17 protein-coding genes are annotated in these 22755 nt (G+C 60.5%); 7 read left to right on the forward strand and 10 right to left on the reverse strand.

What is annotated here, in order from left to right; all coding sequences use genetic code 11:
• Positions 1-21: 21 nt before the first annotated feature.
• Genes NMB39_RS20975 through NMB39_RS20985 form a run of 3 tightly spaced genes read right to left on the reverse strand, consistent with a single transcriptional unit; the run spans position 22 to position 3268 of the window.
• A complete protein-coding gene (locus NMB39_RS20975; protein WP_464006205.1) occupies positions 22-1266 on the reverse strand; it encodes a lipoprotein-releasing ABC transporter permease subunit in 1245 nt (414 codons plus the stop codon).
• Between the two features lie 60 nt (positions 1267-1326).
• A complete protein-coding gene (gene lolD / locus NMB39_RS20980) occupies positions 1327-2010 on the reverse strand; it encodes a lipoprotein-releasing ABC transporter ATP-binding protein LolD (protein WP_019818240.1) in 684 nt (227 codons plus the stop codon).
• 7 nt (positions 2011-2017) lie between these two features.
• On the reverse strand, positions 2018-3268 hold the full coding sequence (locus NMB39_RS20985; RefSeq protein WP_494340117.1) for a lipoprotein-releasing ABC transporter permease subunit: 1251 nt from the start codon (positions 3266-3268) through the stop codon (positions 2018-2020).
• Positions 3269-3362: 94 nt separating this feature from the next.
• Here NMB39_RS20985 and NMB39_RS20990 point away from each other — a divergent pair, with 94 nt between their 5' ends.
• Positions 3363-3947: a PilZ domain-containing protein gene (locus NMB39_RS20990; RefSeq protein ID WP_057022099.1), complete on the forward strand. Its 585-nt coding sequence runs from the start codon at positions 3363-3365 to the stop codon at positions 3945-3947.
• Positions 3948-3990: 43 nt separating this feature from the next.
• Positions 3991-4713: a glycerophosphodiester phosphodiesterase gene (locus NMB39_RS20995; RefSeq protein WP_046071503.1), complete on the forward strand. Its 723-nt coding sequence runs from the start codon at positions 3991-3993 to the stop codon at positions 4711-4713.
• Between the two features lie 42 nt (positions 4714-4755).
• Here the strand turns inward: NMB39_RS20995 and sthA are convergent, their stop codons facing one another.
• Positions 4756-6150, reverse strand: coding sequence for a Si-specific NAD(P)(+) transhydrogenase (gene sthA, locus NMB39_RS21000; RefSeq protein ID WP_056847305.1), 1395 nt, complete (start codon positions 6148-6150; stop codon positions 4756-4758).
• Between the two features lie 390 nt (positions 6151-6540).
• Positions 6541-8004 carry a glyceraldehyde-3-phosphate dehydrogenase gene (locus NMB39_RS21005; protein ID WP_043047491.1) on the reverse strand — a complete coding sequence of 488 codons (1464 nt, stop codon included), beginning with the start codon at positions 8002-8004 and terminating at the stop codon, positions 6541-6543.
• Between the two features lie 340 nt (positions 8005-8344).
• Here NMB39_RS21005 and mfd point away from each other — a divergent pair, with 340 nt between their 5' ends.
• From mfd to NMB39_RS21020, 3 genes are read left to right on the forward strand one after another with little or no spacing between them, the layout of a single operon-like run.
• Complete coding sequence (mfd, locus tag NMB39_RS21010) at positions 8345-11794, forward strand: transcription-repair coupling factor (RefSeq protein WP_057022098.1); 3450 nt, start codon at positions 8345-8347, stop codon at positions 11792-11794.
• Between the two features lie 11 nt (positions 11795-11805).
• On the forward strand, positions 11806-12372 hold the full coding sequence (locus NMB39_RS21015) for a CsiV family protein (protein ID WP_057022097.1): 567 nt from the start codon (positions 11806-11808) through the stop codon (positions 12370-12372).
• A gap of 9 nt (positions 12373-12381) precedes the next feature.
• The gene (locus NMB39_RS21020; protein ID WP_057022096.1) at positions 12382-15072 is read left to right on the forward strand and encodes a DEAD/DEAH box helicase; all 2691 of its coding nucleotides are present in this window, start codon (positions 12382-12384) and stop codon (positions 15070-15072) included.
• Positions 15073-15173: 101 nt separating this feature from the next.
• Here the strand turns inward: NMB39_RS21020 and NMB39_RS21025 are convergent, their stop codons facing one another.
• The 3 genes from NMB39_RS21025 to NMB39_RS21035 all read right to left on the reverse strand — a co-directional run bounded on the left by NMB39_RS21025 (position 15174) and on the right by NMB39_RS21035 (position 20460).
• A complete protein-coding gene (locus NMB39_RS21025) occupies positions 15174-18479 on the reverse strand; it encodes a DEAD/DEAH box helicase (protein WP_494340116.1) in 3306 nt (1101 codons plus the stop codon).
• A 126-nt stretch (positions 18480-18605) separates the two neighbouring features.
• The gene (gene nagZ / locus NMB39_RS21030; RefSeq protein WP_367235856.1) at positions 18606-19616 is read right to left on the reverse strand and encodes a beta-N-acetylhexosaminidase; all 1011 of its coding nucleotides are present in this window, start codon (positions 19614-19616) and stop codon (positions 18606-18608) included.
• Positions 19617-19752: 136 nt separating this feature from the next.
• Positions 19753-20460: a TetR/AcrR family transcriptional regulator gene (locus NMB39_RS21035; protein WP_367235857.1), complete on the reverse strand. Its 708-nt coding sequence runs from the start codon at positions 20458-20460 to the stop codon at positions 19753-19755.
• A 263-nt stretch (positions 20461-20723) separates the two neighbouring features.
• Between NMB39_RS21035 and lexA the strand changes: the two genes are divergently transcribed.
• A complete protein-coding gene (gene lexA, locus NMB39_RS21040; protein WP_003172575.1) occupies positions 20724-21332 on the forward strand; it encodes a transcriptional repressor LexA in 609 nt (202 codons plus the stop codon).
• Positions 21333-21342: 10 nt separating this feature from the next.
• Positions 21343-21816 carry an SOS-induced cell division inhibitor SulA gene (sulA, locus tag NMB39_RS21045; RefSeq protein ID WP_494340115.1) on the forward strand — a complete coding sequence of 158 codons (474 nt, stop codon included), beginning with the start codon at positions 21343-21345 and terminating at the stop codon, positions 21814-21816.
• A 38-nt stretch (positions 21817-21854) separates the two neighbouring features.
• On the opposite strand, the gene NMB39_RS21050 is transcribed toward sulA, so the two are convergent.
• Positions 21855-22088, reverse strand: coding sequence for a hypothetical protein (locus NMB39_RS21050; protein ID WP_005786160.1), 234 nt, complete (start codon positions 22086-22088; stop codon positions 21855-21857).
• Between the two features lie 115 nt (positions 22089-22203).
• Positions 22204-22725, reverse strand: a complete 522-nt coding sequence (locus tag NMB39_RS21055) for a DUF6586 family protein (protein ID WP_494340114.1) — start codon at positions 22723-22725, stop codon at positions 22204-22206.
• Between the last annotated feature and the right edge of the window lie 30 nt (positions 22726-22755).

Below are 22755 nucleotides of genomic sequence, written 5' to 3' on the forward strand. Positions count from 1 at the left end.
CCCCGATAGCGGTCTGAGGCCTTACGAGTACCTCAGCGCATGCGCCGGCTCAATCTTCGCCGCCCGATACGCCGGGTAAATCGTCGCCAAAAAGCTCAATACAAACCCCGCCGAACAAATCAGCAATACGTCCCCACCTTGCAACTCCGAAGGCAGGTTGCTGACGAAGTACACGTCCGAGCTGAAGATATGCTGCCCGCTGACCCGCTCCAGCCAGCCCACCAGCTCACTGACATTCAGCGCTGCGATCACCCCCAGCACCCCGCCAATCAGGGTACCGACCACACCAATCACCGTGCCCTGCACCATGAAGATCGCCATGATCTGCCGGGGCGTGGCGCCGATGGTGCGCAGGATCGCGATGTCCGCGCCCTTGTCGTTCACCACCATGATCAAGGTGGCGATGATATTGAACGCGGCCACGGCGACGATCATCAGCAACAGCAGGCCGATCATGGTCTTTTCCATTTTCATCGCGCTGAACAGGCTGCCCTGGGTGTGGGTCCAGTCATCGGGCTTGTAGGCTGCGCCCAGGCTGGTGGCGATATCCGCCGAGACCTTGGGTGCCGCGTACAGGTCTTTTACCGCCAGGCGCACGCTTTGCACCTGGTTGGGCTGCCAATGCTGGATTTCTGCCGCGTCGGCCATGTGGATCAGCGCCATGGAGCCATCCAGCTCGGCGCCCACCTTGAAGATGCCCACCACGTTCAGCCGTTGCATGCGCGGTGTGATGCCACCTGGGGCGCTGCTGAGTTCCGGCACGATCAGGGTCAGCTTGTCGCCCACATTCAGGCGGAAGCGGCGTGCGGTGATATCGCCGACCACCACGCCGAACTCACCGGGTTTCAGGTCGTCCAGCTTGCCGCGCACAATGTGCTGGGTCACGATCGACACCTTGCCTTCCTGGGCCGGGTCGACGCCGCTGATCTCGATCGGCTGCATGGCGCCCTTGTAGGAGAACATGCCGTCCATCTGCGTGAAGGGTACGGCGGCGGTGACTTGCGGATTCTTCATCGCCGCGGCGGCCACCGGTTGCCAGTCATCAATCGGCTTTACGCCGACGATGGTGGCGTGGGGCACCATGCCGAGGATGCGCGAGCTCATTTCGCGCTGGAAGCCGTTCATCACCGAGAGCACCACGATCATCGCCAATACGCCCAGGGCGAGGCCGATCATCGAGGTCATCGAGATAAACGAGACAAAACGGTTGCGGCGCTTGGCGCGGGTATAGCGCGTGCCGATGAAAATGGATAACGGTCTGAACATTCGCGTACACCGCCTGAAAAAATGAAAAAGCCCGACGCCAGGCGCCAGGCTTGAAACAGGTCAGATGGCGACCAGGTGACCTTCCTGCAAGTGCAACACGCGGTCCATCTGCCGGGCCATGCTCATGTCATGGGTCACCACCAGGAACGCGGTGCGCATCTGGGTGCTCAGCTCCAGCATCAAGTCCTTGATGCCCTGGGCGGTGTGGGAGTCGAGGTTGCCGGTGGGCTCGTCGAGCATCACCAGGCCCGGGTTGTTCACCAGGGCGCGGGCAATCGCCACACGCTGGCGCTCGCCGCCGGACAGTTCGGCCGGCTTGTGCTCCAGGCGGTGGCCGAGGCCGACGCGCTCCAGCAAGGCTGTGGCACGCTGGCGCGCTTCGGGGATCGCGGTCTTGCCGATCAACAGCGGCATGCACACGTTTTCCAGGGCGGTGAATTCCGGCAACAGGTGGTGGAACTGGTACACAAAGCCCAACGAACGGTTGCGCAGTTGCCCACGGGCCTTTTCATTCAACGCCGACAGCTCTTCACCGGCCAGCCATACGCTGCCCTGGGACGGCGTATCGAGGCCGCCCAACAGGTTGAGCAAGGTACTTTTGCCGGAACCTGAACTGCCGACGATTGCCACGCGCTCGCCCGGGTGCAGTTCAAGTTGCAGGTTGGACAGCACCACCACAGATTCCGGGCCTTCCTCGTAGGATTTGCCCAGGTTGCGGCAGCTCAGGATTGCTTTTTCACTCATGCCCGATTCACTCATAACGTAATGCCTGTGCTGGCTGGGTACGTGCCGCGCGCCAGGCTGGATACAGGGTGGCAAGGAAGCTCAGGACCAACGCGGCGCCGCCCACCATCAGCACGTCCTGGGTTTGCACCTGGGACGGCAAGTAATCGATGAAGTAGACGTCAGCGTTGAGAAACTTGTGGCCGATCACTTTTTCAAGCAGGGCGATGGCGGCGCTGACGTTCAACGCGGCGAGGATGCCCACCGCCGTGCCGATCAAGGTGCCGACCACGCCGATCACGGTGCCCTGCACCATGAAGATCGCCATGATCTGCCCCGGCGTGGCGCCCAGGGTGCGCAGGATGGCGATATCGCCCTTCTTGTCGTTCACCACCATCACCAGCGTGGAAATGATGTTGAAGGCGGCAACCGCCACGATCAGCAGCAACAGCAGGCCGATCATGGCTTTTTCCATGCGGATGGCCTGGTACAGGTTGCCGTGGGTGCGGGTCCAATCGCGGGCGTAGTACTGCGACTCGCCCAGGTGCTGGGCGATTTCCCAGGCGCCGCGCGGCGCATCGAACAGGTCATTGAATTTCAGGCGCAGACCCTGCACCTGGTCCGGCTGCCAGCGATGCAGGCGGGCCAGGTCGGTGAGGTTGGTCACGCCGATGTAACCGTCGATCTCGCCGGCGCCGACATGGAAGGTGCCAACCACGGTAAAGCGCTTCATGCGCGGGAACATGCCGGCCGGGGTCACGGTGACTTCCGGAGCGACGAAGGTCAGCTTGTCACCGACGCCCACGCCGAGCTTGGCCGCGGCCTTGTCGCCGATGACGATGCCAAAGCTGCCGGGCGCCAGGTCGTCGAGCTTACCCTGCAACATGAACCGGTCGATGATCGAGACGTTGCGCTCCTGGGCCGGGTCGATGGCATTGAGCAGGATCTTCTGCACCTTGCCGTCGTTGGTCAGCAACCCCTGCATCTGGGTAAACGGCGCAACGGCCACCACCTTGGGGTTCTGCTTGACCTTGGCGGCCAGGCTTTGCCAGTCATCGATGGGCGCGTCGCCCTCGATGGTCGCGTGGGGCACCATGCCCAGCACGCGGGTACGCATCTCATGATCGAAGCCGTTCATCACCGACAGCACCACGATCATCACGACCACGCCCAGGGCGAGACCGATCATCGAGGTCAAGGAAATGAACGACACAAAATGATTGCGACGCTTTGCACGGGTATAACGCGTGCCAATAAATACGAAGAGAGGTCTGAACATGTCGGGGCTTGTTCGGAGGAAAAGAAGACGTCCCGGTGGCGGGGTCTGGTAAGCAGCTTTACACTCAGACCATTACCGTAACCTGGGGTTCGCCATGTCGACATTAGATGAAGAAGAGCGCCGCGAATACTACCGTATCGACGACATGATCGCACTTCAAATCAGCACATTGTCTGGCCCCGAAGCGGCGAGCAAGGAAGTGTTGCTGGATGATTCGCCGCTGTTCAACCTGCTGAGCGAACTGCACCTGAGCGAATTCGAAGCCCAGCACCTGCTGCGCCAGATCAGCGAGAAAGACCGCAGCCTGGCAGCGTTCCTCAAAGTGCAGAACAAACGCCTGGACCTGCTCAGCCAGGTCATGGCCCGCGGCCTGCTGAATGAAGTAGGCGCGCCGCAACCGGTGATTCTTTCCGAGGGCGGCATCGACTTCCAGCACCCTACCCCGCTGGCACCCGATACTCACCTGGCGGTCAAGCTGGTGCTGATGCCCCAGGCGCTCGGCCTGTTGCTGCGCGCGCGGGTGACCCATTGCGATCCCAAGGGCGACGGCTTTGCTGTGGGCACGGAATTCGAATCCATGACCGATGCCCAACGCCAGTTGCTGGCGCGCTACATCCTGCAGAAACAGGCGCAGGAACGGCGCCTGGCGCGAGAACAAAGTGACGCCCAGGACACCTGAATTCGTATGACCCCGCCAGATCACCTGGCGCAAAGGAGCAACTGTGACCCTGATCTACGGCCACCGCGGTGCCAAAGGCGAAGCACCGGAAAACACCCTGACCAGCTTTCAGGAGTGCCTCAAGCACGGCGTGCGCCGTTGCGAACTGGATTTGCACCTGTCCATGGACGGCGAGCTGATGGTCATCCACGACCCGACCCTCAAGCGCACCGCCGACCGGCGCGGCAAAGTCGTCGAGTACTCGGCAGCCGACCTGGTGAAAATGGACGCGCGCAAAGGCGGCCCAGGCTGGGTCACCCCGTGCCCGATCCCGCGGCTGGAGGAGCTGTTCGAAAAGTGCGACTTCGATCACTGGCAACTGGAAGTCAAAAGCGCCTCGCGTACCCGTGCTGCGACCACCGTGCTGGCAATCCGTGAAATGGCCGTGCGTTTTGGCCTGATGGACAAGGTCACCGTGACGTCAAGCTCGCGGGAAGTGCTCAAGGCGGCGGTCGAACTCACCCCGGACCTGTCACGCGGCCTGGTCGCCGAATATGCCTGGCTCGACCCGTTGAAGGTCGCGCAGAACTATGGCTGTGAATACTTGGCGTTGAACTGGACGCTGTGCACCCCTGAGCGGCTGGAAAAAGCCCAGCGCCAGGGCCTGCACGTGTCCGTGTGGACAGTCAACGAACCCGCGCTGATGCGCAGGCTCGCCGACTTCGGCGTAGATAGCCTGATTACAGACTTTCCCGGTTTGGCCACTGCCACCCTCGGGAATTACTGAAATCGGTCTCCCCGGCCGGCTCAGGCCACCGGCCGGAGCCGCTCAAAAAAGCCGGTTGAGGCCGTCGTAGGCGGCCACCCGATAGGCTTCGGCCATCGTCGGGTAGTTGAAGGTGGTGTTGACGAAATACTTGAGGGTGTTGAGATCACCCGGCTGGCTCATGATCGCCTGGCCGATGTGCACGATCTCCGACGCCTGGTAGCCGAAGCAATGCACGCCGAGGACTTCCAGGGTTTCCCGGTGGAACAGGATCTTCAGCATGCCTTGCGGCTCACCGGCGATCTGCGCACGCGCCATGCTCTTGAAGAACGCCTTGCCCACTTCGTAAGGCACCTTGGCCTTGGTCAGCTCGTGCTCGTTCTTGCCGATGGAGCTGATCTCGGGAATCGTGTAGATCCCGGTCGGCACATCGTTCACGTAGCGCCAGCTGCCATTGTCGACGATGCTGCCGGCGGCCGAACGGCCCTGGTCATGGGCGGCGCTGGCCAGGCTGGGCCAGCCGATCACGTCACCGGCACCGTAGATATTGGTCACACAGGTGCGATAGTTCTCGTCCACTTCGATCTGGCCACGGCTGTTGACCTTGACCCCGATGTTTTCCATGCCCAGCTTGTCGGTGTTGCCGGTACGGCCGTTGCACCACAGCAAGGCGTCGGCCTTGATCTTCTTGCCGGACTTGAGGTGCAGGATCACCCCGTTGTCCAGGCCTTCGACCCGCTCGTACTCTTCGTTGTGACGCACGGTGATGTTGTTGTTGCTGAAGTGGTAGCTCAACGCCTGGGAGATTTCCGAGTCGAGGAAGCTGAGCAACTGGTCACGGTTGTCCACCAGTTCCACCAGCACACCCAGGCCGCTGAAGATCGAGGCGTACTCACAGCCAATCACGCCGGCGCCATAGATGATCAGTTTGCGCGGGGTGTGGCCCAGGCTGAGGATGGTGTCGCTATCGTAGATACGCGGGTGGTGGAAATCGATGTCCGCCGGACGATACGGGCGCGAGCCGGTGGCAATGATGATGTGCTTGGCCACCAGCTTCTCGACCACACCGTTGGCGCAGACCACTTCGACGGTTTGCTCATCGGCGAAGCTGCCGGTGCCGAAGAACAGGTCGACGCGGTTACGGGCGTAATAGCCGGTGCGCGAGGCGACTTGCTTGGAGATGACTTTTTCGGCGCTCTTCAATACATCCGGGAACGAGAACCAACGTGGCTCGCCAATGGCCCGGAACATCGGGTTGGTATTGAATTGCATGATCTGGCGCACCGAGTGACGCAACGCCTTGGACGGGATGGTACCCAGGTGGGTGCAGTTGCCGCCGACCTGGCGACGGCTATCGACCATCGCCACCTTGCGCCCTGCTTTGGCAGCGTTCATCGCCGCACCTTCTCCAGCTGGGCCGGAACCCAGTACCACCACGTCGTAGTTGTAGACAGCCATGCGTACTCCTCAGAACAGGCCAGGCGTACGGTTGGACGCCGGGCTAAATCATGCCGCGGCCAGCGGGCATGAAGGACAATTTGGCTCAAGTGTGTGAACCGGGGCACAGTCTATAGAAGGCCGAGCGCCGCGAACATTAACCCTTGGTCGCGTCGTAGGCCAGTGTTGCCATACTACAGGACGCAAATCAGCGCCGATTTCGGAATGAGCATTATGCGACAACTCTTATCTGTTTAATGTGTCGACTGAGCCATCGCTATCGGGGGCAAGCCCCCTCCCACATTGTCATGTGTACGCAAATCACACTGTGGAGGCCCTCCAGGCAACACAAAATCCACAGCCATAAAAAAGCCCCGAACCAGTCGGGGCTTTCTCATTCAGCCCAAAGGCTTAGCGCGGGAACGCAGGCGGGTTGACCCCAGCCATGTCTTCCATCACGCGAACCACCTGGCAGCTGTAGCCGAACTCGTTGTCGTACCACACGTACAGCACAACGCGGTTGTCCTGGGTGATGGTCGCTTCGGCATCCACCACACCGGCGTGGCGCGAGCCGACGAAGTCGGTGGAGACCACTTCCTGGGAATTGACGAAGTCGATTTGCTTGTGCAGATCGGAGTGCAGCGCCATGTAGCGCAGGTACTCGTTCATCTCTTCACGGGTGGCGGCTTTCTCAAGGTTGAGGTTGAGAATGGCCATCGACACGTTCGGCGTCGGCACGCGGATCGCGTTACCGGTCAGCTTGCCGGCCAGCTCAGGCAGGGCCTTGGCGGCAGCGGTAGCAGCTCCGGTCTCGGTGATCACCATGTTCAACGCGGCGCTGCGACCACGGCGATCGCCCTTGTGGAAGTTGTCGATCAGGTTCTGGTCGTTGGTGTAGGAGTGAACGGTTTCAACGTGGCCGTTAACGATACCGAACTTGTCATTCACAGCTTTGAGCACCGGCACGATGGCGTTGGTGGTGCAGGAAGCGGCGGACACTATCTTGTCGTCAGCGGTGATTTCAGCGTGGTTGATACCGTGCACGATGTTCTTGAGCTTGCCTTTGCCAGGCGCGGTCAGCACAACGCGGTCGATACCCGGGCAAGCCAGGTGCTGGCCCAGGCCCTCGGCATCACGCCATACGCCGGTGTTGTCCACCAGCAGAGCGTCCTGGATGCCGTACTGGGTGTAATCCACCTCAGTCGGGTTCTTCGCGTAGATCACCTGGATCAGGTTACCGTTGGCGGTGATGGTGTTGTTTTCTTCATCGATGGTGATGGTGCCGTTGAACGAACCGTGTACCGAATCGCGACGCAGCAGGCTGGCGCGTTTGGTCAGGTCATTCTCGGCGCCTTTGCGCACCACGATGGCACGCAGGCGCAGGCCGTCGCCGCCACCGGTTTTCTCGATCAGGATGCGCGCCAGCAGGCGGCCGATACGCCCGAAGCCGTACAGCACTACGTCGGTACCTTTGCGAGGGGCGGCGTTTTGCTGGCCAACCACATCGGCCATTTCTTCACGCACGAACTGCTCGGCGCTACGGCCGGCGCCTTCCTTGCGGAACTTGTAGGCCAGCTTGCCCAAGTCTACCGAGGCCGCGCCGAGCTTGAGCTCGCTCATGGCCTTGAGCAGTGGGAATGTTTCGTGGACGGAGAGTTCGCTGTCGTCGGCGGAGCGATGGCGCGCAAAGCGGTGCGCCTTGAGAATCGCGATGACAGACTGGTTGATCAGGCTGCGGCCATAGATCGAGCTCACCACATTGTTATTGCGGTACAGCTGGCCGATAAGCGGAATCATCGCTTCTGCGAGTGCTTCACGGTCGATCCATTCACCAAGACACTGGTCGGGCTTCTGAGTCACGGGAACCTTCCACATGTAGGGGCTGAAAAAAGGGGCTACATTATGTCGCCCGGCTGCACGATGAGCAATGCGCGAGGGGCAACAAAAAGCCCTTGCAAAAAATTACCACCGCGCTACAGCCCAGGAAATACGCGGGTTCCAGAAGGCCACTAGTTGAGCAGACGGGTCGACTTGTCCGTAACCCTCCTAAACATTCGCGCTTTTTGGCACTACATATTGAGTCAAAACCCGGCATTGTTTGTCTTAGCCACTACATTTCCTACAAACCGTAATAGGCACAGTCAGCAACTGACAGGCGGCACCTCGGGCCGTTACAATTACCGACTTTGTCGCAACGCTTGGAGCTCAACCTTCCGTGCCCGTTCTGCGTCTACCGCTTCTCCCTGCCGCGGCAGGTAAACAGCACTGGGGCAACCTGCCCGGTGCCGCCCTGAGCCTGGCCATTGCCGAGGCTGCCAGCGCAGCCAAGCGCTTTACCCTGCTGCTCACCGCCGACAGCCAAAGTGCCGAACGGCTGGAGCAGGAGCTGAGCTTCTTCGCCCCGGATTTGCCGGTGCTGCATTTTCCCGACTGGGAAACCCTGCCCTACGACCTGTTCTCGCCGCACCAGGACATCATCTCCCAGCGCATCGCCAGCCTGTACCGCCTGCCGGAACTGGCCCACGGCGTGCTGGTGGTGCCGATCACCACCGCCCTGCATCGCCTGGCGCCGACCAAGTTCCTGCTGGGCAGCAGCCTGGTGCTGGATATCGGCCAGAAGCTTGACGTAGAACAGATGCGCACGCGCCTGGAAGCCAGCGGCTACCGCTGCGTCGACACGGTGTACGAGCACGGTGAGTTCGCAGTGCGCGGCGCCCTGATCGACCTGTTCCCGATGGGCAGCAAGTTGCCGTATCGCATCGACCTGTTCGATGACGAAATCGAGACCTTGCGCACCTTCGATCCGGAAAACCAGCGCTCCATCGACAAGGTCGACTCGATCAAGCTGCTGCCGGCGCGGGAATTCCCGCTGCAAAAAGATGCGGTGACGCGCTTCAAGGCGCGCTTTCGTGAGCGCTTTGACGTGGATTTCCGTCGCTGCCCAATCTTCCAGGACTTAAGCAGCGGGATTACCCCGGCGGGTATCGAGTACTACCTGCCGCTGTTTTTCGACGAAACCTCCACCCTCTTCGACTACCTGCCCCAGGACACCCAAGTGTTCTCGCTGCCAGGCATCGAACAGGCGGCGGAAAATTTCTGGAACGATGTGCGCAACCGCTATGAGGAACGCCGCGTCGATCCGTCCCGGCCTTTATTGCCGCCCGCCGAACTGTTCCTGCCGGTGGAAGACTGCTTCGCCCGCCTGAAAAACTGGCCGCGTGTAGTTGCCAGCCAGCAGGATGTGGACGCCGGCAGTGGCCGTGAGCGCTTCCCGGCGGGGATGCTGCCGGACCTGGCGATCCAGGCCAAGGCCACCCAACCGCTGGAAGCCCTGTCCAACTTCCTCGGTGACTTTCCCGGCCGCGTGCTGTTTACCGCCGAATCCGCCGGGCGTCGCGAAGTACTGCTGGAGCTGTTGGAACGCCTGAAACTGCGGCCGAAGACCGTCGACAGTTGGCCTGACTTTGTCGCCAGTAAAGAACGCCTGGCGATCACCATCGCGCCGTTGGACGAAGGACTGCTGCTGGACGACCCCGCCCTCGCCCTGATCGCCGAAAGCCCGCTGTTCGGCCAGCGTGTGATGCAGCGCCGTCGCCGTGAGAAGCGCGCAGACGCCAACAATGATGCGGTGATCAAGAACCTCACCGAACTGCGCGAAGGCGCGCCGGTGGTGCATATCGACCACGGCGTCGGTCGCTACCTGGGCTTGCAGACCCTGGAGATCGACAACCAGGCCGCCGAATTCCTCACCATGGAATACGCCGAAGGCGCCAAGCTCTACGTGCCGGTGGCCAGCCTGCACCTGATCGCCCGCTATACCGGCAGCGACGATGCCCTGGCGCCGTTGCACCGCCTGGGCTCCGAGACCTGGCAGAAAGCCAAGCGCAAGGCTGCCGAACAGGTGCGCGACGTAGCTGCCGAATTGCTCGACATCTATGCCCGCCGTGCGGCCCGCGAAGGCTATGCCTTCGCCGACCCGAAAGCCGACTACGCCACCTTCAGCGCCGGCTTCGCCTTCGAAGAAACCCCGGACCAGCAGACCACCATCGAAGCGGTGCGCGCCGACATGCTCGCGCCCAAGCCGATGGACCGCCTGGTATGTGGCGACGTGGGCTTCGGCAAAACCGAAGTGGCGATGCGCGCAGCCTTCATTGCGGTACACGGCGGCAAGCAAGTGGCGATCCTGGTGCCGACCACCCTGCTCGCCCAGCAACATTACAACAGCTTCCGCGACCGCTTTGCCGACTGGCCGGTGACCGTTGAGGTGATGAGCCGTTTCAAGTCCGCCAAGGAGGTGAACGCCGCCATCGCCGACCTGGCCGAAGGCAAGATCGATATCGTCATCGGCACCCACAAGCTGCTGTCGGACGATGTGAAGATCAAGAACCTGGGCCTGGTGATCATCGACGAAGAACACCGCTTCGGTGTGCGCCAGAAAGAACAGCTCAAGGCCCTGCGCAGTGAAGTCGACATTCTTACCCTGACCGCCACGCCGATTCCGCGCACGCTGAACATGGCGGTTTCGGGCATGCGCGACCTGTCGATCATCGCTACGCCGCCGGCGCGTCGCCTGTCGGTGCGCACCTTTGTAATGGAACAGAACAAGAGCACGGTCAAGGAAGCACTGCTGCGCGAACTGCTGCGTGGCGGCCAGGTGTACTACCTGCACAACGATGTGAAGACCATCGAGAAATGTGCCGCCGACCTCGCCGAGCTGGTGCCCGAAGCACGCATCGCCATCGGCCACGGGCAGATGCGCGAGCGCGAACTCGAACAGGTGATGAGCGACTTCTATCACAAGCGCTTCAACGTGCTGATCGCCTCGACCATCATCGAGACCGGCATCGACGTGCCGAGCGCCAACACCATCATCATCGAGCGCGCCGACAAGTTCGGCCTGGCCCAGCTGCACCAGCTGCGCGGGCGCGTCGGGCGCAGTCACCACCAGGCGTATGCCTACCTGCTCACGCCGCCGCGCCAGCAGATTACCGGCGACGCGGAAAAGCGCCTGGAAGCGATTGCCAATACACAGGACTTGGGTGCCGGCTTTGTACTGGCGACCAACGATCTGGAAATCCGTGGCGCCGGCGAACTGCTCGGTGACGGCCAGAGCGGCCAGATCCAGGCGGTCGGCTTCACCCTGTATATGGAGATGCTCGAACGCGCAGTGAAAGCCATCCGCAAGGGCGAGCAACCGAACCTCGACCAACCCCTGGGCGGCGGCCCGGAGATCAACCTGCGCCTGCCGGCGTTGATTCCCGAAGACTACCTGCCGGATGTGCATGCACGGCTGATCCTGTACAAGCGCATTGCCTCGGCGACTGACGAAGAAGGTCTCAAGGACCTGCAAGTGGAAATGATCGACCGCTTCGGCCTGCTGCCGGAACCGACCAAGAACCTGGTGCGCCTGACCCTGCTCAAGTTGCAGGCCGAGCAGTTGGGTATCAAGAAGGTCGACGCCGGACCGCAAGGCGGACGCATCGAATTCGAAGCGCAGACGCCGGTAGACCCATTGGTGCTGATCAAGCTGATCCAGGGCCAGCCTAATCGCTACAAGTTCGAAGGGGCTACGCTGTTCAAGTTCATGGTGCCGATGGAACGTGCCGAAGAACGCTTCAATACCCTGGAGGCGCTGTTTGAGCGCCTCCTTCCGAAATCCGCTTGAAGGACGCCGCCATGCGCCTGTTCCGCATTCTGAGCCTGTTGTTGCTGGTACTTGCGCCGTCGGCATTTGCCGACAGCCTGTACCAGGTGGAAATGATCCTGGTACGCCAGAATGCCGAGCCGGTGATCAACAGTCGCGCCGCACCGGAAAACTGGGATGAAGGTGCACCGCGCCTGGGCGAACGGATGAGCCCGCCGCGCCTGGGCAATATCGTCGACAAGCTGCGTGCCGATGCCAACTACACGGTGCTCGCCCACAAGGCCTGGGAACAGAACCTGGGCGAGCAGCCGGTCAAAGTCGCGATCACCGACGGCCAGGAGCAATTCGGCCAGTTCCCCATCGAAGGTGTGTTGAGCCTGCAATTGGGGCGCTTTACCGATATCGACGCGGATTTCTGGATCAACCAGTTCGACAATAACGGCAGCGTGATTACCAGCGAACACCTGAGCCAGAAAGACGTGCGCACCAAGAACAACCAGCTCAACTACCTGGACGGCGGTCACCTGGCGCTGCTGATCAAGATCACCTCGCTGACCGCCAAGCCACCCAGCGCTCCACCGCCCGACCTTCAGGACTGATCCAGCGCCATGCCCCTGACGTCGTCACTGACCAAACCCCTGGCCCCTTCGTGGGCCAATCGCTTTAAAGAGCAAAGCCTTGAGCGCGGGCGGCGCTACGCCCTGGAAAACCGCGTACGCATCGTCGAGTGCGGCGACAGCACCATCATCGCCAGCTGCGAAGGCTCGGGTGGCAATGTGTACCGCCAGACCATCTCGCTGCGCGAGTCGGCCAAGGGCATGCTGATCCTGGTGGACAGCCGTTGTACGTGCCCGGTGCATACCAACTGCAAACATATCGCAGCGGTGCTGCTCAAGGTCCAGGAAACCCTGGCCTACCCGGCGGCGGCCCAGGATGCCGAACTGTTGGAGAAGCTCCAGGCCGTACTGGATAACCGCGTGGTGTTGCCACAGGTGGTGATGGACGATGTACATCCGGTGCCACGCTTGTGGCTGGCCAGTGTGGAGTTCAGCGCGTTCGAGCCGCGCAACGGCAAGATGCAGCGCTATATCCAGCATCGTGCGGCGCTGTCATTCAACTACCTGGGCAACTATGTCAGCGGGCAAAAAAATGCCGACATTATCGTGCGCCAGGAAACTCAGAGCCTGCGCATCAGGCGCCATCCCGAGCTGGAGCAATCCTATCGCGAGCAACTGCGCCTGCTCGGCTTCAAGATCGCCACGCGCCAGAGCAAGGCCCTGCCGGAAAGTGCCGGCGAGCTGTTCGAGATGGTCAACGACAGCGCCTGGCTGAACTTCACGCTCAACTCATCGCCAACGCTGCGGGCCGAGGGCTGGGAGCTGCAAATTGATGAAGACTTCGGTTTCGACCTGAGCCCGGTGGACGACTGGTACGCCAGCGTCGATGAAGCACCCGAGCGTGACTGGTTCGACCTGGAGCTGGGCATCATCGTCAATGGCGAGCGGTTGAGCCTGCTGCCGATCCTGTTGAACCTGATGCGCTCCCACACCGAGATCCTCAACCCGGAAAAACTCGCAAGGCGCCGCGATGATGAACTGATCCTGGTGAATATTCCCGGGCTGCCCAACGGCCACGGCCCGCTGCAAGTGGCGCTGCCCTACGGGCGCTTGAAGCCGGTGCTGGCGACTCTCGGCGAGTTCTACCTGCAGGAAACCGGCACCACGACGTTGCGCCTGGCCAAGGCCGACGCGATCAGGCTCAACCCGCTGGAAGACCTGCCGTTGCAATGGGAAGGCGGCGAGAAGATCCGCAACTTCGCCCAACGCCTGCGGGACATCAAGGACTTCACCTGCGTCGCGCCCGAGGGCCTGAACGCAACCTTGCGCCCCTATCAACTGGAAGGCTTGAGCTGGATGCAGTCACTGCGCCAGTTGGAAGTGGGTGGGATTCTCGCGGACGACATGGGCCTGGGCAAAACCCTGCAAACCCTGGCGCATATTCTCACCGAGAAAATCGCCGGGCGCCTTGATCGGCCCTGCATGGTCGTGATGCCCACCAGCCTGATTCCGAACTGGCTCGACGAAGCTGCGCACTTCACCCCGCAACTGCGGGTGCAGGCACTGTACGGCGCAGGGCGCAAGAAACACTTCGCCAACCTGCACGACTACGACCTGCTGCTGACCACCTATGCCCTGCTGCCCAAGGACATCGACACGCTCGCCGCCCTGCCCTTGCATGTATTGATCCTGGATGAAGCGCAGTACATCAAGAACCCGTCCAGCAAGGCCGCCCAGGCCGCACGCGAGCTGAATGCCCGCCAGCGCCTGTGCCTGAGCGGCACGCCATTGGAAAACCACTTGGGTGAACTGTGGTCGCTGTTCCACTTCCTGTTACCGGGTTGGCTGGGCGACGTGAAGAGCTTCAACCGTGATTACCGCGTGCCGATTGAAAAACGCGCCAGTGACGTGCGCTTGCAGCACCTCAACGGTCGAATCAAACCGTTCCTGCTGCGCCGCACCAAGGAACAGGTGGCGACCGAATTGCCACCCAAGACCGAAATCATCCACTGGGTCGACCTCAACGAGGCCCAGCGCGACGTGTACGAAACCATGCGGCTGGCCATGGATAAAAAGGTCCGCGATGAGATCACCCGCAAGGGCGTGGCGCGTAGCCAGATCATCATTCTTGAAGCCCTGCTCAAGCTGCGCCAGGTGTGCTGCGACCTGCGCCTGGTCAACGATGCCAGCCTGGCGGTGCGTGGCAGCAGCTCGGGTAAGCTCGACAGCCTGATGGAAATGCTCGACGAGCTGTTTGCCGAGGGCCGGCGAATACTGCTGTTTTCCCAGTTCACCTCAATGCTGAGCCTGATCGAGATCGAGCTGAATAAACGCGGGATTGCCTATGCACTGCTGACCGGTCAGACCCGTGACCGGCGCACACCGGTAAAGGATTTCCAGAGCGGCAAGCTGCAGATCTTTCTGATCAGCTTGAAAGCCGGTGGCGTGGGCTTGAACCTGACCGAAGCCGACACCGTGATTCATTACGACCCGTGGTGGAACCCGGCCACGGAAAACCAGGCCACTGACCGTGCGTACCGTATCGGGCAGGAAAAGCCGGTGTTTGTGTACAAGATGATTGCGCGGGGCACGGTGGAGGAGAAAATCCAGCACCTGCAAAAGGAGAAATCCGACCTGGCGGCGGGCGTGCTGGATGGGCGTACGACTGGGGATTGGCAGTTGGGTAATGAAGAGATTGAGGCGTTGTTTGCGCCACTGCCCAACAAGCAAGAAAAGCGCTGACTGCTCCATCGCCATCGGGGGCAAGCCCCCTCCCACATTTTGATTTGTGAATAGATTCAAGTGTGGGAGCGGGCTTGCTCGCGAAGGGCGCGCCGCGATTTTCAGCCAGGTAAAGGTGCAAACAGCGCCTCAATATCCCGCTGCTCCAGCTTCCAACCCGCACTGGCGCCACCTTCCAGCACCCCATCGGCCAACGCGGCCTTCTCCAACTGCAACGCCTGAATCTTCTCCTCGACCGTGCCCCGCGCAATCATCTTGTACACAAACACCGGCTTTTCCTGGCCTATACGATAAGCTCGGTCAGTAGCCTGGTTCTCCACTGCCGGGTTCCACCACGGGTCGTAATGAATCACCGTATCGGCCGCCGTCAGGTTCAAGCCCGTACCGCCCGCTTTCAGGCTGATCAAGAACAACGGTGTCTTGCCGTCCTGGAAGTTCTTCACTGGAGTACGTCGGTCAAGGGTGTCTCCAGTCAGGATCGAATACTCAAGCCCACGCTGCTTGAGCTCTTCTTCAATCAACGCCAGCATCGAGGTGAATTGCGAGAACAACAAAATCCGCCGCCCCTCGCTGAGTAACTCTTCCAGCATCTCCATCAAGTTGCCCAACTTGCCGGCGCCGGCCTTGGCAGCCTTAGTCACCGGTGCAGACTTGACCAGCCGCAAGTCACAGCACACCTGGCGCAGTTTGAGCAGGGCTTCAAGAATGATGATCTGGCTGCGGGCCACGCCATGCCGACTGATTTCGTCGCGCACCTTTTTATCCATTGCCACGCGCACCGTTTCGTAAACATCCCGCTGTGCGTCGCTCAGCTCGACCCAGTGGACGATTTCGGACTTGGGCGGTAATTCCGTCGCGACCTGCTCCTTTTTCCTTCGCAACAAGAACGGTTTGATACGCGCCGTGAGATGTTGCATCCGCTGGGCATTACCGTGCTTCTCGATGGGCGTGCGGTAATCGCGGTTAAAGGTCTTGCTATCGCCCAACCAGCCCGGCAACAAGAAATGAAACAGCGACCACAACTCGCCCAGATGGTTTTCCAGAGGCGTACCGCTCAAGCATAAACGCTGACCGGCCTCCAACTGACGAGCAGCCTGGGCCGCTTTGCTGTTGGGGTTCTTGATGTTTTGCGCTTCGTCCAGGATCAGCACGCTCCAGCGCTGAGGCTGCAGGACTTCAAGGTCCCGCGGCAACAGTGCATAGGTGGTGAGTACCAGGTCGTAATCGGTCAAGCGCATGAAGTCAGCCTGACGCTGCGCACCGTGCAGTGCCAGGACTTTGAGCTGTGGCGTAAAACGCGCAGCTTCGTCCATCCAGTTCGGGATCAAGCTGGTGGGCATTACCGCCAGTGCAGGCGCCTGTAAACGGCCAGACTGCTTTTCGCAGAGTAGATGGGCGAGCGCCTGCAGGGTTTTGCCAAGCCCCATGTCGTCGCCCAGGATCCCGCCGACTTCCAGCTCGCGCAGGGTTTGCATCCAGTTCAGCCCTTCGAGCTGATAGCCGCGTAGTTCCGCGTTCAGGCCCCGAGGTGCCGGCACATGAACGTGAATGGAGTCTTTAAGGCGCTTGGCAAAATCACGCAGTCGCTCGCCCCCCTGCCAGACCAAGGGTAGTGCATCCAGGTTACTGAGCCGTGCCGCATCCGGCGCACTCAGCCGCAGTGCATCGCCTTCCGGTGCACGCAGGTAGAGTTCGCCGAGGGTCGCCATCAGGGGTTTGATACGACCGTAGGGCAGCGCGACTTTGGTTTGAGTGCGGGCGCCCAGACTGACCAATACGCGCTCCTGATCATCACGCTCGGCCATGTAGGCGGCGTCAAGCAGCTTGGGTTGACGACGCATCAAGTCAAGTACTATTGGCAGCAGGCTGTGACGCTCGCCGTTGACCTCAATGCCCAGCTCAAGGTCAAACCACTCGTGGCCGGGCGACTCATCGATGTCCGCGTACCAGCCGTCTACAGCCTCCACATCGTAATAAAACCCCGGATGGATGACGACGTCCCATCCTGCCTCACGCAAAACCGACAGCCCGCTCTCAACAAACGCCAGCCAGGCTTCATCATTGGGTAGATCGAACATCTCTCCTGCACTGGCAGGCAGCGCACGGGTTTTACGATTGACCGTTTTGAAGCCGATTTTTGTGAGCGTCTTGCGCAGGGCTTTTTCAGCCGCCGGCTTGCGTTGAATGCGCTGGGTTTCGGTGCCGTTGAGAAACAGGATGTCTTCAGTGCCCTTGCCGCTGACCAGGCTGGTGTCGTAACGGAAAGCCAAGGCAGCGCGGTGTTCCAGGATGGGCATTCGTCGATAGTCGGTCTGGCTGTAGACGTAGGATTCGTCGCTTCCCAAGGTGAGGCAGCCTTGTGGTTCCAGCGTATCCACGACGCGCTCGGTCAGCTCACGTGGCGGAGGAATGGCTTGGGACACCACACTTAGCCGATGACTGAACATCGCCACCTGATCAGCTGGAATCACGGGCAGGCCACATAAATGTATCGCCAGGTTCTCATCCACCCCAGGCTCAAGCACGCCCAACTGCATGTTGTCCAAGTCCAGATAATGGAGCGGCTTGAGAGGCAATACTTCGTCCAGTTCACGACCATTGCTGAGCCATTCAGGACAATAATTGCCGTCAGGCATCACGGCCCAATTGAAACGAGCGGCACGGACAGGCCCCGGGTTAAGCGCTAACCCAGCATCCAAATCAAAGAACAGACGCTGGGTTGTCAACGCCAGCTGGAGTATTTCGGCGCCCGCCTCACCCGCTAACTGAAAAGTGCTGCCGTAGCTCAGGTAAGGACGGCTCAACATGAGCAAGCGACCAAGGCTTATATCCAGCTCATGCATATAAGCGGGAGTACGCCGCAATATTTCATCCATCGAGTGCAGCGGCTTGATATCGCTGTAGTCACCTTTCTTCGTCACGCGTGCCCGATATACCTCCAGTGACCACCTCATTGAATAAGCATCGGGGGCGAGTTGGTACAGCAAACAGGTACCGGTGTTCTTGTGTTGTACATCATCGGCAGGTGTGGGCTTGGGGATACTCTCAAGCCAGTTTTCGAGCTGCGGGCTCAGACGGTCAGCCACCTGCTTTTTCGGGGCGTTCAGCTCGTCATACAGCACGGTCAACGTAAACAAGGTCGCAGCGGCGTGCTTGCAATTGATCGCCACCGGGCAGGAACACACACACCTGATACCCGTCCAACGGGATGCTGCACCCTCCAGGGTAATCGCCAGGGTATAGACATTACGGCCAGACCCCTTGCACTGTGCAATCAGCCTGTCATGTCCGAATTCTTTTATTTCAAGACGATGTTCGCCAGCATACTCAAACCCACGCTCCAACGAACGAGGGTCAAAGTATTCCTGCCAATCCAACTCGACGATACGTGCAATCAGGTCATTCATGGAACAGAACTCTATAGCGGTCAGCAGCGAGATTTAAAGCAGGGCGACTCCTACTAAGCGGTAAGAGATAGCTACAGCTACATTCAGATACTTCTTACACCAAGCTTCTAACAGCACAGGCACCGTTTACTCAATCAGCTGAGCGTCCCGCAACGCTGTGAGAGCCGTCAACCAGCGCGGATCCTGTTTGTAATCAGTTGACGCAACCGCCTGCCCACGCATACGCGCAATCCGTGCCGACGGCGTGACCTTCATCCGCTGCGCGGCGGTGAGTGCCAGCTCGGCAGCCGCGCGGTCATTGCATACCAGCCCCATATCACAACCCGCCGTCAGCGCCGCCTCGATCCGACTGGCCGCATCGCCGACCACATGGGCGCCCGCCATGGACAGGTCATCACTGAAAATAACCCCGTCGAACTGCAACTCGCCGCGCAGGATGTCCTGCAACCAGCGGCGCGAGAAGCCGGCGGGCTGGCTGTCCACCTGCGGGTAGATCACGTGCGCGGGCATCACTGCGGCCAATTTCTTGCTCAAGCGTGCGAAGGGCACCAGGTCATTGGCGCGAATTTGTTCCAGGCTGCGCTCGTCATTGGGAATGGCGACGTGAGAATCGGCCTCGGCCCAACCGTGCCCGGGGAAGTGCTTGCCCGTGGCGGCCATACCGGCGCCGTTCATGCCACGGATAAAGGCGCCAGCGAGGACGGCGGCACGCTCGGGGTCGCCTTCGAAGGAGCGAGTGCCGACCACGGCGCTGCGTTGGTAGTCGAGGTCCAGTACCGGGGCGAAACTCAAGTCGAGACCCACAGCCAGTACTTCGGTGGCCATGATCCAGCCGCACTGTTCTGCCAGGTATTCAGCGTTGGGGTTATCGGCCAGCGCACGCATGGCCGGCAAGCGCACGAAGCCTTGGCGCAGGCGCTGTACGCGGCCACCTTCCTGGTCGACCGCCAGCAGCAGGTCCGGGCGCACTGCACGAATCGCCGCGCTCAACTCGCGAACCTGGCGTGGGTGCTCGATATTGCGTGCAAAAATGATCAGGCCGCCCACCTCCGGTTGGCGCAACAGATGGCGATCCTCGGCCGTCAGCCAGGTGCCGGCCACGTCGACCATCAAAGAACCTTGCAGGGCAGCAGTCATAAACCTTCCTTAAATAACGCACACAACCCGTCGCCCTTACCAGACACGGCAAGCACGACGGGTTGCGAATAGATAGCTGAAATCGGCATGGCGGCTAGCTTAGCGGATGCAAGCGGCCACGCACACCCGGGGGCAGTCAAACCTTGGCGGCGGTCGGTGCGCTCTTGCTGCGTGGGCGCAACTGGGCAGCGGCCATGGCCGGGTCGGTGACGCCGGTTTCGGCGCGCATGCCGGCAGCGAGGAATGGCACCATCAGCCGCATCACCTGCTCGATGGAGGTGTTCACCCCGAAATCGGTCTCGGCAATTGCTCGCAATGCCTTGATACCGGACATGCTGAAAGCCGCGGCGCCGAGCATGAAATGCACGCGCCAGAACAGTTCGATAGGCGGAATACGCGGGGCGGCTTCGTTGACCAGCAACATATAGCGGCGGAACACCTTGCCGTACATGTCTTCCAGGTAACGCCGCAGGTGGCCCTGGCTCTGGCTGAACGCCAGGCCCAGCAAACGCATGAAGATTGACAGGTCGTTGCCGCTGCGTGGCTGCACGACCAACGCTTGCTCAACGAGGATTTCCAGCAGGTCTTCCAGGCTCGGCTTGTGATCGGCCTTGGCCTGACGACGCTCCAGCTCACGGTCAAGACTGGCGCAGAATGGCCCCAGAAAGCGCGAAAACACTGCCTGGATCAGGGCCTTTTTTGAGCCGAAATGGTAGTTCACCGCGGCAAGGTTGACCCCAGCCTTGCTAGTGATCAGCCGTAGTGAGGTTTCAGCAAATCCTTTTTCCGCGAACAACTGCTCGGCAGCATCGAGAATGCGTTCAACGGTTTCCGACTGGGCCATGGCTACTCCGCCTGACAAACACTTGTTTGAAACATACGTTTCAGAGTATGTCTTGTCAAGCCTGCGGGTTCGTTTTCCGGCCGGATAGTCATCACGCGCATGGCTATTTAACCACATCCCTCTCGCTCTGTAGGGAGCACTATTTCTGGGCCGTAGGAAGGATGACGCACGACCGTCCAGCGGAGCCGATGAAAAGGATGATTGCCAAGCGCAGTCCACTGTATATAATCCCAGTCACTGTATAAAAAGACAGAGCGATCAACATGCTAAAACTGACGCCACGCCAAGCTGAGATTCTGGCTTTTATCAAGCGCTGCCTTGATGACAATGGTTACCCGCCGACCCGTGCGGAGATTGCCCTGGAATTGGGATTCAAGTCCCCGAACGCCGCAGAGGAGCACCTCAAGGCTCTCGCCCGCAAAGGCGCGATCGAGATGACCCCGGGTGCCTCGCGGGGTATTCGAATCCCTGGCTTCGAAGCCAAGGCCGACGAATCGACATTGCCGATCATCGGTCGCGTCGCCGCCGGTGCGCCGATCCTGGCGCAGCAGCACGTCGAGGAATCCTGCAATATCAACCCGACCTTCTTCCATCCTCGCGCCGACTACCTGTTGCGCGTGCACGGCATGAGCATGAAGGACGTGGGCATTTTCGATGGCGACCTGCTGGCCGTCCACACCACCCGCGAAGCCCGCAATGGCCAGATCGTCGTGGCCCGTATCGGCGATGAAGTCACCGTCAAGCGCTTCAAGCGTGAAGGCAGCAAGGTCTGGCTGCTGGCCGAGAACCCTGAGTTTGCCCCGATCGAAGTCAACCTGAAAGACCAGGACCTGGTGATCGAAGGCTTGAGTGTCGGCGTCATTCGCCGCTAAAGGAGGCATCATGCAGCTCGTGCACACCCCACAACACACCCAACTGTCGCTCTTCGAGGCCTTCATGGCCCAACCCCTTGCGCCCATCCTCAACGAAACGGTCGAGGCCCCCTGGGGCGGCGAACCTGAGGCGTTCAGTGAATTGTCGTTGCGCGGTGCGGCTGGGAGCTGCCTGAACCTGCTGGCTCCCATCTTGCGCGAATTGAGCGAAGACAAGGACGCACGCTGGCTGACGCTGATCGCCCCGCCCGCCAGCCTGACACAGGCTTGGCTGCGGGAGGCCGGCCTCAACCGCGAGCGCATCCTGTTGCTGCAACCACGCGGAACGCAGAGCCCCCAACAGCTGACCTGCGAAGCCTTGCGCCTGGGTCGTAGTCATACGGTAGTGAGTTGGCTGAATCCGCTGAATGCCAGCACCAAGCAACAGCTGATCAGTGCCGCACGCACGGGTGATGCACAGAGCTTGAATATTCGCTTGGGATAGAGGGGGCTTGTGGTGGCGAGCGAGCTTGTTATCGGGGCTCAGTGAAGAACCCGCGGGCCATCGTCTTTCTCAGGCTCGCCTTCCGCCAGGCGACCTGCCATCTGCACGCCCACGCTCAACATGGCCTTGGCCACTTCCACATGCTGACCTTGCAGGAACACTTTGGCATCTTCGGAGAAATCCAGAATGACTAGAGAACCTTCGTCCTCAGCTCGGCGCAGTTCGATTCGGCCATCAGGCAGTTCAACAATTTCCAGAAAGGACGTTGGCATAAAAGTCTGTTCTCCACGAAAGGCCGGGATTATATCAGTCATCCACCCAGCCTCGCAGGGTAACTGGGCAGGTTTCTTTACCGCGTGATGAATGGTGCCGGGCAAGTGCCCACTTTCAGCACTCGTTCAAACCCTCACGAAACCGCAGCGCCATCTTTTTCAGCTCCTGGCGCCAGCTTTCCAACTCTTCGCGGCTCAGGGGCTTGGGCTCATCCTGTTCCAACGCCACGGCGACGATCAGCGGCTGGGTGACATCGCCTTTGGGCACATGAGGAATACGCGGCGGCTGAAACATATCTGCATGCGCCTTGAGCAACCGCGCCACCCAACTGTCAGGGCTCTGGGCCATTTCCACCAACTCGGCTAACTCAGGGATGACCATGGAATCCAGCACTTCACGATTCACGATCATTTCCGCTCTGGGCGAGCCGGCCTGGGGCAAGCGGTAGAACCCGGCGATTTCATGACACAAACCCAGCAAAGCGCCATACAGATGGAACAAGGCCGCCTCGCGCCCCGCCTGGACCAGCGCGATGGCGTTCATCTCCTTCCCTTCCTCGGCCCGACCAAGGGCCTCCAGGGACAAACCCGCGAAGTAAATTTTCTGATTGGTACGGGTATAGAGTTCGTTGGCCATGACGGCAATCTCCACAACGAATAGGCGTGA

Source organism: Pseudomonas sp. FBCC-B545 (genome assembly GCF_059134095.1).